Annotated in this window: 12 protein-coding genes, 1 tRNA gene and 2 pseudogenes; 11 read left to right on the top strand and 4 right to left on the bottom strand. The window is 43.1% G+C overall.

Annotation, left to right across the window (positions count from 1 at the left end; all coding sequences use genetic code 11):
- A pseudogene (locus J5I83_RS12610) lies at positions 1-113 on the top strand (IS5/IS1182 family transposase); the annotation flags it as partial.
- A 173-nt stretch (positions 114-286) separates the two neighbouring features.
- On the opposite strand, the gene J5I83_RS12605 reads toward J5I83_RS12610, so the two are convergent.
- Positions 287-490 carry a cold-shock protein gene (locus J5I83_RS12605; protein ID WP_011112285.1) on the bottom strand — a complete coding sequence of 68 codons (204 nt, stop codon included), beginning with the start codon at positions 488-490 and terminating at the stop codon, positions 287-289.
- A 294-nt stretch (positions 491-784) separates the two neighbouring features.
- On the opposite strand from J5I83_RS12605, the gene clpS reads away from it, so the two are divergent.
- From clpS to ribD, 5 genes and pseudogenes are all read left to right on the top strand, one after another.
- Entirely contained in the window at positions 785-1,093 is a 309-nt protein-coding gene (gene clpS / locus J5I83_RS12600; protein WP_304056621.1) for an ATP-dependent Clp protease adapter ClpS, read from the top strand.
- Position 1,094: 1 nt separating this feature from the next.
- Positions 1,095-3,356: pseudogene (gene clpA, locus J5I83_RS12595) on the top strand (ATP-dependent Clp protease ATP-binding subunit ClpA).
- A 329-nt stretch (positions 3,357-3,685) separates the two neighbouring features.
- On the top strand, positions 3,686-4,936 hold the full coding sequence (gene glyA, locus J5I83_RS12590; protein ID WP_304056619.1) for a serine hydroxymethyltransferase: 1,251 nt from the start codon (positions 3,686-3,688) through the stop codon (positions 4,934-4,936).
- Between the two features lie 99 nt (positions 4,937-5,035).
- Positions 5,036-5,491 (top strand): transcriptional regulator NrdR, encoded by a 456-nt coding sequence (nrdR, locus tag J5I83_RS12585; protein ID WP_304056617.1) that lies wholly within the window; start codon positions 5,036-5,038, stop codon positions 5,489-5,491.
- 85 nt (positions 5,492-5,576) lie between these two features.
- Positions 5,577-6,689 carry a bifunctional diaminohydroxyphosphoribosylaminopyrimidine deaminase/5-amino-6-(5-phosphoribosylamino)uracil reductase RibD gene (gene ribD / locus J5I83_RS12580; RefSeq protein WP_304056614.1) on the top strand — a complete coding sequence of 371 codons (1,113 nt, stop codon included), beginning with the start codon at positions 5,577-5,579 and terminating at the stop codon, positions 6,687-6,689.
- A gap of 13 nt (positions 6,690-6,702) precedes the next feature.
- On the opposite strand, the gene J5I83_RS12575 is transcribed toward ribD, so the two are convergent.
- The 3 genes from J5I83_RS12575 to mpl all read right to left on the bottom strand — a co-directional run bounded on the left by J5I83_RS12575 (position 6,703) and on the right by mpl (position 10,115).
- A complete protein-coding gene (locus tag J5I83_RS12575) occupies positions 6,703-7,242 on the bottom strand; it encodes a response regulator transcription factor (RefSeq protein WP_304056612.1) in 540 nt (179 codons plus the stop codon).
- Positions 7,235-8,560, bottom strand: a complete 1,326-nt coding sequence (locus J5I83_RS12570) for an ATP-binding protein (RefSeq protein ID WP_304056609.1) — start codon at positions 8,558-8,560, stop codon at positions 7,235-7,237. Before J5I83_RS12570 ends, J5I83_RS12575 begins: the two co-directional genes overlap by 8 nt.
- Before the next feature lie 172 nt (positions 8,561-8,732).
- Positions 8,733-10,115, bottom strand: a complete 1,383-nt coding sequence (gene mpl / locus J5I83_RS12565; RefSeq protein WP_304056607.1) for a UDP-N-acetylmuramate:L-alanyl-gamma-D-glutamyl-meso-diaminopimelate ligase — start codon at positions 10,113-10,115, stop codon at positions 8,733-8,735.
- A 214-nt stretch (positions 10,116-10,329) separates the two neighbouring features.
- Here mpl and gluQRS point away from each other — a divergent pair, with 214 nt between their 5' ends.
- From gluQRS to J5I83_RS12540, 5 genes are all read left to right on the top strand, one after another.
- Positions 10,330-11,241 carry a tRNA glutamyl-Q(34) synthetase GluQRS gene (gene gluQRS / locus J5I83_RS12560; protein WP_304056605.1) on the top strand — a complete coding sequence of 304 codons (912 nt, stop codon included), beginning with the start codon at positions 10,330-10,332 and terminating at the stop codon, positions 11,239-11,241.
- A 93-nt stretch (positions 11,242-11,334) separates the two neighbouring features.
- The gene (locus J5I83_RS12555; protein WP_304056601.1) at positions 11,335-12,495 is read left to right on the top strand and encodes an NAD(P)/FAD-dependent oxidoreductase; all 1,161 of its coding nucleotides are present in this window, start codon (positions 11,335-11,337) and stop codon (positions 12,493-12,495) included.
- 26 nt (positions 12,496-12,521) lie between these two features.
- Positions 12,522-12,992, top strand: a complete 471-nt coding sequence (locus J5I83_RS12550; RefSeq protein ID WP_304056598.1) for an SRPBCC family protein — start codon at positions 12,522-12,524, stop codon at positions 12,990-12,992.
- A gap of 87 nt (positions 12,993-13,079) precedes the next feature.
- Positions 13,080-13,532: a PAS domain-containing protein gene (locus tag J5I83_RS12545; RefSeq protein ID WP_304056596.1), complete on the top strand. Its 453-nt coding sequence runs from the start codon at positions 13,080-13,082 to the stop codon at positions 13,530-13,532.
- A 155-nt stretch (positions 13,533-13,687) separates the two neighbouring features.
- A tRNA-Ser gene (locus J5I83_RS12540) sits at positions 13,688-13,775 on the top strand.
- Positions 13,776-13,888 lie beyond the last annotated feature (113 nt).

Raw genomic sequence — 13,888 nt, 5'->3', positions numbered from 1 at the left:
TTCTTGCGCTCAAACAATGGCGTGGTATTGCCACCCGCTATGCCAAGAACCTCTCTTCATTCATCGCCATCGTCCAGATTCGTTGTCTCGCACTATGGCTCAAAGTCTCGTGACGACACTATCTAGTAACGCGAAACAAATACATTTTATTTAAGTATTTTACGATTATCGCCAGCTAAAAGCTGGCGATGAGTATTTGATAGCCTACTTAAAGTGAATAACAAGTTTTATATTGTTAATCACTTCTCACAAAACCATCTTGTATTAGTAGTAGTATTGCAGTGTTCTAGGCAGACTGAATGTTGGATGCTTGCTTGCCTTTGGGCCCTTGTGTAACTTCGAAGCTCACTTTCTGGCCTTCCTTAAGAGTTTTAAAGCCTGTCATATTGATTGCTGAGAAATGTGCAAACAAATCTTCGCTACCATCATCAGGTGTAATAAAACCAAACCCTTTGGAATCATTGAACCATTTTACTGTACCTGTTGCCATTTTTACTTCCTATTAAAAAAACTGGGCCGGAAACCCTAATACTATTTGAATTTCAAGACCGCAAACGGCTCTAACCAGTACTGCAGAGAACTTGAAGCCAAACGCCAGTTGCTGTTTTACGCAAATTTTTGGCTCAAGTCAAGCTGTCGTGTAAATTTTAAGATAGCATTTTTTGTAAAATGGGATGATATGTTTTAAGGCGCTTGAAAATTTTGTAGGAATCGTCAAATATGATAAAAAGAAATTGTTTATTTTATTGCTCGCGCTTTTCTTTTTAAATTAATTAGGTGGGTCATGGTAACAAAGAATCGTGAGAATGGAGTGCTGGAGGAAAATAAAAATAAAATTAAGATACCTCCCTTGTACAAAGTTATGTTATTAAATGATGACTTCACTCCCATGGATTTTGTCGTGGTAGTGCTGCAAACCTTCTTTTTTATGAATCAAGAAAAGGCAACTCAGATTATGCTAAAAATTCATACGGAAGGAGTAGGTATTTGTGGTATTTATCCAAGTGATATAGCAATGACTAAAGTCCAGCAGGTAAATGAATTTTCTAGACAAAATCAGCACCCATTAATGTGTGTTATGGAGAAAAACTGACATGATCGCACAAGAATTAGAAGTAAGTTTACATATGGCATTTGTGGAGTCACGCTAGAAGCGTCACGAATTCATCACTGTAGAACATCTATTACTCGCCTTGCTTGATAATCCTAGCGCAGCAGAAGTATTAATTGCTTGTGCGATTGATATTGAGGAGTTACGAGTCTTGCTTCAGGATCATATCAATCGCCATACCCCTATTGTAAGTGGTCATGGAGAGGTAGACACTCAACCGACGCTCGGTTTTCAACGTGTGATTCAGCGCGCAATATTACATGTTCAATCTTCCGGAAAAAAAGAAGTCACCGGAGCCAATGTTTTGGTAGCAATTTTTGGTGAAAAAGATTCTCATGCGGTTTATTTTCTGCAGCAGAAGGGTGTAACACGATTGGATGTAGTAAATTACATTTCACATAAGATTTGTAAAGTATCGCAGAATAATGAGCATAATAAGATTGAAGATGAAAATGACAGTGAGCAGCAACAAAACGCGACTAATACCCTTGAGAGCTACACCATTAATCTAAATAATTTAGCAATGGCAAATCGGATTGATCCTCTTATTGGGCGCGAGAAGGAAGTAGAGCGGGTTATCCAGACTTTATGTCGTCGCAGAAAAAACAATCCATTGCTGGTGGGTGAGGCTGGTGTTGGTAAAACAGCCATTGCAGAGGGGTTAGCCAGAAGGATTACTGAAGGCGATGTGCCGGAAGTGCTGGCAAATCATCAGGTTTATGCGCTAGATATGGGAGCATTGCTAGCAGGCACAAAGTATCGTGGTGATTTTGAGCAGCGTTTCAAAGCTGTATTAAAACAGTTAGTTGATAATCCAAAGGCTATTCTATTCATAGATGAAATTCATACTTTGATCGGTGCAGGGGCTGCATCGGGCGGTACGTTGGATGCTTCTAATTTACTAAAACCCATGTTGAGCGCTGGCCGCCTAAAGTGTATTGGTGCTACTACCTATAATGAATATAGAGGAATTTTCGAGAAAGACCATGCACTATCCCGGCGCTTCCAGAAAATTGAAGTTTCTGAGCCGAGTATTGAGGAGACAATAGCTATTCTGCGAGGCCTGAAATCTCGTTATGAGAAGCATCATAATGTTAAATATACTACCGTGGCACTCACTGCTGCCGCAGAATTATCCGCTCGCTTTATTAGTGATCGGCACCTGCCTGACAAAGCAATTGATGTCATTGACGAAGCTGGGGCGGCGCAGCGTATTTTGCCAAAATCAAAGCAGCGTAGAGTTATTGGTCGGCATGAGATCGAAGAAATTATCGCCAAGATTGCCCGTGTGCCTTCACAAAGCGTTTCGAGTGATGATCGTAATAAACTGAAAACGCTCGATCGTGATTTGAAATCTATTGTTTTCGGGCAAGATGCGGCTATTGATGCACTCGCAGCGGCTATCAAGATGTCTAGAAGTGGTTTGGGAAATCCGCAAAAACCCATTGGCTCTTTTCTTTTTTCTGGCCCAACCGGGGTAGGGAAAACCGAAGTGGCGCGTCAACTTGCCTATACGATGGGCGTGCCGCTGCATCGTTTTGATATGTCTGAGTATATGGAGCGCCATGCCGTTTCGCGGCTGATTGGGGCCCCTCCTGGGTATGTTGGCTTTGAGCAGGGCGGATTGCTGACTGAAACGATTATCAAGCAACCTCATTCAGTTTTATTGCTTGATGAAATAGAGAAAGCGCATGCCGATATATACAATATTCTATTGCAAGTAATGGACCACGGTACATTAACAGATAATAACGGGCGTAAGGCAGATTTCCGTAACGTGATTATCATTATGACGACGAATGCAGGAGCGGAGTCATTAGCCAAATCTACTATTGGATTTGCCAAATCTGCCAGGGCAGGCGATGAAATGACTGAAATAAAACGCATGTTCACTCCTGAATTTCGTAACCGGTTAGATGCCATCATTTCTTTCGCACCATTGAGCAAAGAGATCATTTTGCGTGTCACGGATAAGTTTTTGATGCAGCTCGAGGCGCAGCTGCAGGAGAAAAAGGTAGAAGCTGTCTTTACTGAAAATTTACGTAACTATTTGGCTGAACATGGTTTTGATCCACTCATGGGTGCGCGCCCCATGGCACGCCTCATTCAGGATATGATTCGCAGTGCCTTAGCAGATGAATTACTTTTTGGGCGACTCAGTAATGGAGGTAAAGTGACGGTAGATATTAATCATGATGGAAAGGTAATGCTTCATTTCGAAGATGTTGTGAGCAACGTTGTTTGAATGCAAGGGTCGTCAAAGGCGTTAAAAGCAGTCACTAGTGCAGAGATAAAGAGAGAGAATCTCATTTGCTGTCATAGTGGTTACGCTGTGATTTTCATATAAATTATTAGTTGTCTTGGAAGGCACCTGCTTGACTACTCTGCCGGTGTTCTCAAGGCATCGGAACCTTCTTTGCTGGTCAATTCCAGTTGATGAGTATGATGTTATTACTATTATCCATAATTGATACTCATTAACTGTATACGACATCACCTTATATGCTGCTACCATTCTAAATGGTAGAATGCATTATTTTAAATATCTAAATTTTTCAAAGAGTAAATGCTGTCATGTTTTCCTATAAAAAAACGATAGAAAGCGTCGATCCAGATTTGTGGCAAGCAATTAAAGGTGAGATGCAGCGACAGGAAGATCATATTGAATTGATTGCTTCTGAGAATTATGCGAGCCCCGCAGTGCTTCAAGCACAAGGATCAGTTCTTACTAATAAATATGCAGAAGGCTATCCCGGCAAACGTTATTATGGCGGTTGCAAGTATGTCGATAAAGTAGAACAACTTGCTATTGATCGTTTAAAAGCATTATTTAATGCTGAATATGTCAATGTGCAGCCACATTCTGGTTCCCAGGCTAATGCAGCAGTATATTTGTCTGCATTAAAACCTGGTGATACTCTTCTAGGGATGTCACTTGCACATGGTGGGCATCTCACTCACGGTGCTTCAGTTAATCTAAGCGGTAAAATTTTCAATTCTGTGGCTTATGGCCTTGATCCCGAGACTGAAGAAATTGACTACCAAGAAGTGGAGCGGTTGGCGCATGAACATCGACCGAAGATGATTGTTGCTGGGGCTTCTTCATATGCAAGAGTAATTAATTGGAAACATTTTCGTAAAATAGCTGATGAGGTTGGTGCTTATTTATTTGTGGATATGGCACATTATGCAGGATTGATCGCTGCTGGCTTCTATCCTAATCCAGTGGGGATTGCTGATTTTGTTACCAGTACTACCCATAAAACACTGCGCGGTCCTCGAGGTGGCGTTATTATGGCCAGGCAGGAGTTTGAGAAAACGCTTAATTCGGCAGTTTTTCCTCAAATTCAGGGTGGCCCACTCATGCATGTCATAGCGGCTAAGGCAGTCGCTTTTAAAGAAGCAGCGAGTAAGGAATTCAGAGACTATCAGCAGCAAGTTATCGAGAATGCGCGAGTCATGGCAAAAGTGTTGCAAAATCGTGGCTTGCGTATTGTTTCTGGGCACACTGATTGTCATATGTTCTTGGTGGATCTTCGTGCCAAAAATTTGACAGGCAAGGAAGCAGAAGAAGCCCTGGAAGCCGCTCATATCACTGTTAACAAGAATGCTATTCCTAATGATCCGCAAAAGCCCTTTGTAACGAGCGGCATACGAATTGGTACGCCAGCAGTAACGACGCGTGGTTTCAAAGAAATTGAATCTGAGCAACTGGCAAATTTGATTGCAGATGTGCTGGATTCCCCAAGTGATTCGACGGTTCTGACTCATGTTGCGCAAGAAGCAAAGATGTTGTGTACAAAATATCCAGTATATGGAAACTAACATTCCTGTGCGGATAAGGATCTCTAGTGAGTTGAAGTCTGATGATATGTATGGATTGTAGTGAGATAGTAAAAAGCTTAGCTTAACCGATGTTAAATAATGAGATGTCCTTTCTGTAACGCTGAAGATACCAGTGTAATTAATTCTCGCGTCAGCGAAGAAGGAGATCGTGTTCGTCGGCGGCGACATTGTATGTCTTGTGGCAAACGTTTTACTACCTATGAAACAGTAGAGCTACGTTTGCCGCAAGTAGTTAAGCGAAATGGTAATCGCGTAGAATTTAATCGAAATAAACTTCTCACTGGTTTCTTGCGTGCGCTGCATAAGCGCCCAGTTCCAACTGAATATGTGGATGCAGCTATTGATCGTATTGTTCAGAAGTTGCTGAATTTGGGTGTGAGGGAAATATCTTCACGCAGTATTGGTGAATTAGTGATGCAGGAGCTTTATAAACTAGATAAAGTAGCATATATACGCTTTGCTTCTGTATACAAGAGTTTTCAGGATGTCGGTGACTTTCAAGAGGTAATCAAGGAAGTTCAGGATCTACAATAAGCTTATCTCAACCAATTCAAGATTGGCTTTTTCAACAGGATCGGAATTGCTAGATTAAGGCAGTATATATATTCAGGGCCTGTCCGTGCTCAAAGATTTCCCACTTTTTTCATTAGCTGATTATACTTTTATGTCGCAAGCATTAAAGCTTGCGGAAAAGGGTTTATATACCACCAGTCCAAATCCCCGGGTTGGGTGTGTCATTGTTAAAGATGATCGAGTAATAGCCAGTGGATGGCATGAACGTGCCGGCCAGCCGCATGCTGAAATCAATGCGCTTAATTCGGCGAATGAGGAAACAAAAAATGCTACCGTTTATGTGACATTGGAGCCGTGCAGTCACTATGGACGCACACCTCCTTGTGCACAGGCGCTAATCAATGCACGTGTGGCTAGAGTCATTATAGCAATGCTGGATCCTAATCCTTTGGTAGCGGGAGAGGGGATGGCAATGCTAAGACAGGCGGGCATTGTGGTGCAATCCGGTTTATTGGAGGCCCAAGCAAGAGCTCTTAATATTGGCTTTATTTCTCGCATGATTCGCCAGAGACCATGGGTGAGATTAAAAATAGCTGCAAGCCTGGATGGAAAGACTGCATTGAGAAATGGTGAAAGTCAATGGATAACCAGCGAAGCAGCCCGTTTGGATGGACATCGATTACGTGCAATTTCTTGTGCAATTTTAACGGGCAGTGGCACGCTAAAGAGAGATGATCCACAGTTGACGGTCCGCCATGTCAAGACCTCTCGGCAACCATTGCGTATCGTAATTGATAGCCGGCTTGAAATATCAACCAAAGCAAAGCTGCTGCATGGTGAGAAAGTATTGATTTTTACGGCTCAACCAGATGAGAGCCGGATAAAGTTACTGGAAGATAAGGGAGTGCAAGTATTTATCATGCCAGGCGCTGGCGGCAAAGTCGATCTGGCCCAAATGATGGCTAAGTTAGCAGAGTTCGAGATCAATGAGGTGCTAGTGGAGGCAGGGAGTACTTTGAGTGGTGCAATGGTGCAAGATGGATTGGCTGATGAGTTGGTCGTCTATCTTGCGCCCTATGTACTTGGTGACAAAGCGCAAGGAATGTTGAATTTACCGATATTGACTAGCTTATCCCATAAGCGGCAACTTCAATTAATTGATCTTCGTATGATTGGGGCAGATATTCGGGTAACCGCAAGATTTTCTAGTTTTGAATAACACAACCCGCCCGCTAAATTGGTTTCTTGGCGAGCTTGCGTTGGAGTGTCCTGCGGTGCATGTTAAGAATTCTTGCAGTAACTGAAATATTATTATTATTTTCAGCTAAGATGCGATGAATATATTCCCATTCCAATCGCCCAACTGTTAACGGATGCGCACTGATCGGTACCTCGGTATCACCTGTGGTACGCTCAAAAGCTGCCATAATATCATTAACATCTACTGGTTTGGCGAGATAATGCGTTGCGCCAAGCTTAATCGCTTCGACTGCTGTGGCAATGCTGGCATAACCAGTTAGCATGACGATACGAGTTCCAGGATCCAGTCGCTTGATTTTATCAACGAGTATTAAACCAGATTCATCTGATAATTTGAGATCAATGATCGCATATTCAGGCATGACCGATTCAATCTTTTCCAGGGCAGATGTGATGGTGTGTGCGTAGCTGACATCAAACCCTCGTTTGCTCATTGCTTTAGAAAGCACATCGCAGAAAACAGTATCATCATCGACTATGAGCAAGCTTGGATGCTCGGGGGGTTCATTCATGAGATTCATCTTTTTTCTGAACAAGTGGAGGTGTGGTTAGATAGTTTGGGGAAATCAAAGGAAGCGTAACATGGATACAGGCCCCCCCCTCTGGATGATTAAACAAACGGACATTTCCACCAAAGCGTTCAATATTTGCATTTGCGAGAAATAAGCCGATGCCAAACCCTTGACCTGGTGCTTTGGTAGTAAAAAAGGCTTCTCCTGCGCGTTGGGCGGCTTCTCCAGTCAGGCCTTTACCGTCATCATGAATTTCCAGATCCAAAGTATGTTGATCCCAATGACTTTTGATTCTGACTTGATCGATAGAGGCATCCGCAGCATTGTTCAATAAATTTAGAATGGATTGACTCAGTAATTGTGTATTCATGATAAGGGGAGCAGGCTGTACACCATGCCATTGATAACTGAATTTGGTCGAAGGACGAATGAGCTGCCATTTATCGAGTACTTGCGTTAGAAAATAATCGACCGACTGGCTGTTGCCATCTTCTGTCCGGGCTTGCCCTGCATTAGCGAGTAATTGCGTCAGGGTTTGCTTGCAGTGAGCGATTTGACTACGCAAGATGCTGATATTATTTTGGAATTCTTCGTTCTTCGGGTATTCTTGTTGCAGTTCACCAGCAATAACCGCCATGGTTGAGAGGGGGGTGCCCAATTCATGGGCAGCTCCTGCAGCCAGCGTACCCAGTGCGATGATTTGTTCGTTGCGTAATGCTTGTTCTCGCGCCTGAGCGAGATCGTTATCACGCTCGCGAATGGAAACGCTCATTTTGACCACAAACCAGGCAATCAAGACGGTACTTAATACGAAAGTGAGCCACATACCCGACACATGCAAATTAAACTCCATAGCATGAGTGCTATGATCATCGGAGTGGTCATGCGGCAACGGGATATATTCGAACAGAAGTATGGTGTAACAGGTGATTGTGATGCCTGCAATTGCCCAGGTGTAACGCCATGGCAGGATTGCTGCCGCAATGGTAAGAGGCAGCAGGTAAAGCGAAATGAAAGGATTCGTTGAGCCGCCACTGAAATAAAGCAAAGCGGTCAAAGCAAAAATATCGACCAGCAATTGTGCAAAAAGCTCAGGATTCGAAACGGGAAACGTATGATGAAGGCGAATCCAGGTAAAAAAATTGAAAATGGTGAGTATGACAACTACGATTGTCATTTCAGTCCAGGGAACATCCAGTTCAATGACCGAATATACCAAAGAGAACAGAATGCATTCCACAACAATAGCGATACTTCTTAAAAGAAATAGGCGTTGCAGGTTTTTACCAAGCGGTGACTGATGGAAAATGTTAAACATCAAGATTACTTATGCTGTATTTCGCTTTTCACTTAATAACATTAGCGTAAATTAGCAATTTAGACCATGTGACAAATTGTCACACCTTAGACCTCGTATGCTGCGAGTTGCTCAAAAATCCCGATAAATGAATGCGCTGCTGTGGCTAGCGTTTATTTTGGTATGGTATCTGTCAATGGTGACTGTCCAGAGATTTCATCAGCTTCTCGTGGATTCCCTCAAAGCCACCATTACTCATGATGAGAATATGATCGCCAGAACGGCAAGTGATAGTAATAGCCTCGATCAACGATACCAGCTCGTTATATGAGCTTACTTTTTCTCCCAAAGTGCTCAATGCTGCTTGTACGTCCCAATCTGCGTGATTGGCGTAACAAAAAATTTGATCTGCTATAGCAAGACTTGCAGCCAGACTATCTTTCCAAACGCCCATTTTCATTGTGTTGGAGCGTGGTTCCAGGACAGCGATGATCCGTGCATTACCCACTTTGTGACGCAAGCCGCTTAATGTTGTTTTGATGGCTGTGGGGTGATGCGCAAAGTCGTCGTACACGGTGATGCCGTTAATAACGCCCCGTATTTCCATTCGCCGTTTGACATTTTTGAATTGAGACAATGCTGTAATCGCGATAGCGGGCGGAATACCCGCATGCCGCGCTGCAGCAATTGCAGCTAGCGCATTCATACGATTATGTTCTCCCAATAAATCCCATTGCAGTGTCCCATGAGACTGCTCTTGGAAAACGATTTCCACGTGTTGCGCAGTGAGCGTTCTAGTTTGCCAACCATCATTTACGCCAAATTTCTCTACAGGTGTCCAGCAGCCCTGAGAAAGTACCTGCTGCAAGTTTTTCTCAAGACCATTGGACACAATGAGTCCATTGCCAGGAATGGTTCTCACAAGATGATGAAATTGCCGTTGAATTGCCGTTAGATCAGTAAAAATATCAGCATGATCAAATTCAAGGTTATTCAATACTGCAGTTCTAGGGTGATAATGGATGAACTTGGAGCGTTTATCGAAAAAAGCCGTATCGTACTCGTCAGCCTCGATCACAAAAAATGATGAGGGTTCCTGATAATCTGATTGATGTTTGCTTTTTCCGCCTAGGCGCGCGGAGATTCCAAAATTTTCTGGTATGCCGCCAATGAGAAAGCCTGGGGCTAGCTCGGCGTATTCCAATATCCATGCAAGCATTGAGCTGGTCGTTGTTTTGCCATGAGTGCCTGCAACTGCTAGCACCCACTTGTTTCTCAGAATATGCTCTGAAAGCCACTGCGGGCCAGAAGTGTAAGGCAAATTTCTGTTTAGAATTTCTTCCATTAAGGGATTGCCGCGGGTAATGGCGTTGCCGATTACAAACAAATCTGGCTTGAGTTGAATCTGCTGTGGCGCGTAACCTTCCATCAATTCAATTCCCTGCGAAACTAGCTGCGTACTCATAGGTGGATAAACGTTGGCATCACAGCCTGTGACTTTAAAACCAGATGCGCGCGCCAGTACAGCAAGACCGCCCATGAATGTACCGCAAATACCGAGGATATGAATATGCACCGTAAACCTTCTCGAAGAAATATTGATAGATTGTTTGATTGAATTGCTAGTTCATTGCCATAAAGCTTGAATTATACTTGTTAAGCGCGCCAGGGAAGATGTTAGCGGATTAGTTTCTAGCGACTAAGAGCATTTTTATCAAGTAGGTTTTTGCAAATAATAGTCATTAAGCCGACTCTAAAACAATAGCTCAGAGTTAGTGGTTCATCATCAAATGCGATTATCAACTTATTGTGGGCGTTTTGCACCTTCACCGACAGGTCTCTTACATTTTGGTTCGCTGGTAACAGCCGTAGCAAGTTATCTGGAAGCAAGATCGCACAACGGTAAATGGTTGGTCAGGATTGAAGATTTGGATTCAACGCGCGTGGTGCCAGATTCATCGCGGAAAATATTGCATGCATTAGAATTATTTGGAATGTACTGGGATGATGAGGTAATTTATCAAAGTCAGCGTTCTGCCACTTACCAGAACGTGCTCACTAAACTCAGGAAGCTGGGGGTGATTTATCCTTGTATTTGTTCCCGCAGGGAAATTAATGATTCTGCGCTGATAGGTATTGAAGGACCTGTTTATCCTGGAAATTGCCGTAATGGCCTGCCTATCTCTCATGCCGGTCGTCATTCTGCGCTGCGAGTCAGAACTGAAAATAGCCTGGTTGAATTTATGGATGGTTTGCAAGGAAATGTTCGTCAATGTGTGGAAAGTGAGATCGGCGATTTTGTGTTGCGTCGGGCTGATGGTATTTTTACCTATCAATTGGCAGTAGTGGTGGATGATACCTGGCAAGGGATTACTCATATTGTACGGGGCGCAGATTTACTCCATTCGACGCCACGTCAGATTTATCTGCAGAAACTGCTGGGATATGCAATTCCCGCCTATCTGCACCTGCCTGTGGTTGTAAATGAGCATGGAGAGAAGCTGAGTAAGCAGACTCGGGCCGCACCTATTGATCTGACTAATCCATTGCCGCAACTGGTTGCAACACTGCATGTTCTTGGCCAGAACCCGCCTCATGAGTTGATCGGTGGCGATATGACTTCATTCTGGCAGTGGGCGCTAGCAAATTGGCAAGCAGAAAAAATACCCAGAAAAAGCCATTTCTTCTTGAAAGAGACATGATGCGAGTAATTCATGCTACGCTACCTAGGCATGAGATCAATCATACAATGTAGGTAGATGATTTAAATTTTATAGAAAAAATAAGGAGAGTCTGTGGCTTTTCTGCCATTTTATGTACCTGGCCACAAATCGCTGGAAATTGTCATTGTAGGTGGAGGTTATGCCGGTATCGCTGCACTGACAACGCTGCAGCGATACATGCCAGATGCTAAAATCACGATTGTTGATCCGAGAACGCACCACCTCAAGATCACGCACTTGCAGGAAACGTTTCGTTATCCTTTGTCTGATTTGCTGGTACCCTTTCCACAGCTGGAACAACGCTTTGGTTGCCGTCATGTTTGCGCTGAACTCTCGCTTGAGGAAGCAACTCTGCAACAATGGCAGAACGATAAATGTATAACATTTGTTGATCATGCATTGCCGTTTGACTATCTTCTGATTGCATCAGGTGCGCCCGCAAGGGATGTAATTCGTAATACAGACTGTATCCTCAGCTTGAACGATTTTATGGTAACGGCTGGTTCAGAATTGCTAAGCCAACATTTGGTTGCGGAGAGCGGCAGGAAAGACCCGATTTCTATCATTGGTGGAGGGGCCACCGGCATACAGTTTCTGTTTGAAATCGCGTATTTTCTACAACGTCACAAAATTGAAAACAAGCTCCGCCTGATTGAAAGCGGGGATCGAGTGCTCAAACAGTTCCCTGAAGGCTTTGCTCACTATACGCAATCCCGTATGACTGATCTTGAAATTGATTTTTATCCAGACACGTATTTCCGGGGACAACAGGACAACGTCATTCTGCTGGAAGAAAAAAATAGCGGCAAACGCTATGAACTTCCTTCCAGTCTTTCAATATCATTTTCTGGAAAAAAGATAGAGAAACAGTTTACTGCCAATGCTTTCGGACAAGTCATCGTTAATCATGAACCGTTAACGCATGTTTTTGTTGCGGGTGATTGTTCAATTTACCAGTCTTTTGGCTCTAATGCGATGACAGCACAGTCGGCAGTACGGAAAGGAAAGCTCGCTGCACGCAATATTTTACGGCACTCAGGGCTGCTTAAAATACTTGAGCCCTATATACACCACGATATAGGATATGTAGTCAGCCTGGGGTCGACAGATGCGGTTGGCTGGCTAGCTCTGGAAAATAATATAGTTACCGGTATTGCGGCTTATGTCATCAAAGAAATTGTAGAGGCACAATATGATTTGTTGTTGACAGGAATAGATACATATCTGATTTGAAATATCGATATGCAGGAGGCTGTAATATGTTTAATTTGTTTAGTGATAAACCGGTTGTAGGCAAGGCGAGTATCATGATTCGGAAGCCTGATGAACATGTTTTCAACTTTATCGGCACTGACCTGCTTACTAACTATCCCAGATGGTCACCAGAAGTGCGTGAGCTGGAGAAATTGACCGATGGTCCGCTCGGATTGGGAACTTTATGCCGTCAAGTACGGGTTGATCAAGGGAATCGCTCGGAATCCACCTTTAAGATTGTTATCTTTGAGCCTCATATGCGTATCCGTTTTGATGGTGTGTCTAATCCCTTTCGCTGCGATTATGTATTGGAATCAGCCGATCCGGCATTTACTCAAATTACATTCATTTTCGAACTACTTAGCCTTGAGTTGCATATGAGAGCTTTTGAGAAGCTTATCCGTATAGCTATTCAGGATGGCGCAGAAAGGACGGTCAGAAACATCAAGAAATTGATTGAGGCCGAGCAGATTTGATTGACTTTGTGGTTAGCAAGTCATAATTTTTGATAACTATCCAGATGGATTATTAATTTATCACTGGAAAAAATTTTGGAGAAAAAAATGGATTTTATCGTTGAGAAAGACCCTGGATTGATTCCACAAGTATTGTCCAAAATTCTCGATTCATGTGTTAATGGCGTTACACTGGCTGATCCTGATCAGGAGGATTTACCGCTGGTTTATGTTAATAAAGCATTTGAGACCATAACAGGTTATACGCAAGAAGAAACCATAGGAAAAAATTGTCGGTTTTTGCAGGGAACTGATCGTGACCAGAAAGAGCGCTATCAATTGAAGGAAGCCATTGAGAATAAAAAACCTATTGAGATCACGCTCAGGAATTACAAAAAAAATGGTGAAATGTTCTATAACCATTTGGTGATTACACCGCTATTTGATTCCAACGGCAATGTGCTCTATTACCTGGGTGTGCAATATGACGTGACACAGCAGCGGCGCGCTGAGGAAGAGATCAAGCGATTAACCGAAAAGCTTGCAGCTTTAACGAAATAGTTAACCCAAATTGTGGGTTCTGCTGGTAAAACTGACCTTAAAAAGGTATCATTCCCAACGGCTTAAATTCTACTGTGGCCGAAAGTCAAATGATACAGAAGGAAATGATTTTTTAGTTGATATCATTTACCCTTGACTCTGTATAGTCAGTTACCGGAAGCGTGGCAGAGTGGTCGATTGCACCGGTCTTGAAAACCGGCAACGGGCAACCGTTCGTGAGTTCGAATCTCACCGCTTCCGCCATTGATGACAAGATAAGTATTTGATTTATAGTAATAAAAACAATATTAATCTTGTCGGGTTCTTGCCGTAGTTCTTACTTCAAGAATTTTTACCCCTCCCGTAAGGCATTTTCT

The sequence above is a fragment of the Nitrosomonas communis genome (assembly GCF_024102715.1).
GTDB classification, from domain to species: Bacteria; Pseudomonadota; Gammaproteobacteria; order Burkholderiales; family Nitrosomonadaceae; genus Nitrosomonas; species Nitrosomonas communis_B.
Note: the sequence above shows the minus strand (reverse complement) of the source record. Positions and strands in the feature narration are given on the sequence as shown.

What these genes read in the sequence shown, in the direction of transcription:
- J5I83_RS12605 (WP_011112285.1), bottom strand. Translation starts at nt 490, where the DNA reads ATGGCAACAGGTACAGTAAAATGGTTCAATGATTCCAAAGGGTTTGGT.
- clpS (WP_304056621.1), top strand. Translation starts at nt 785, where the DNA reads ATGGTAACAAAGAATCGTGAGAATGGAGTGCTGGAGGAAAATAAAAAT.
- glyA (WP_304056619.1), top strand. Translation starts at nt 3,686, where the DNA reads ATGTTTTCCTATAAAAAAACGATAGAAAGCGTCGATCCAGATTTGTGG.
- nrdR (WP_304056617.1), top strand. Translation starts at nt 5,036, where the DNA reads ATGAGATGTCCTTTCTGTAACGCTGAAGATACCAGTGTAATTAATTCT.
- J5I83_RS12575 (WP_304056612.1), bottom strand. Translation starts at nt 7,242, where the DNA reads ATGAATGAACCCCCCGAGCATCCAAGCTTGCTCATAGTCGATGATGAT.
- J5I83_RS12570 (WP_304056609.1), bottom strand. Translation starts at nt 8,560, where the DNA reads ATGTTTAACATTTTCCATCAGTCACCGCTTGGTAAAAACCTGCAACGC.
- gluQRS (WP_304056605.1), top strand. Translation starts at nt 10,330, where the DNA reads ATGCGATTATCAACTTATTGTGGGCGTTTTGCACCTTCACCGACAGGT.
- J5I83_RS12550 (WP_304056598.1), top strand. Translation starts at nt 12,522, where the DNA reads ATGTTTAATTTGTTTAGTGATAAACCGGTTGTAGGCAAGGCGAGTATC.
- J5I83_RS12545 (WP_304056596.1), top strand. Translation starts at nt 13,080, where the DNA reads ATGGATTTTATCGTTGAGAAAGACCCTGGATTGATTCCACAAGTATTG.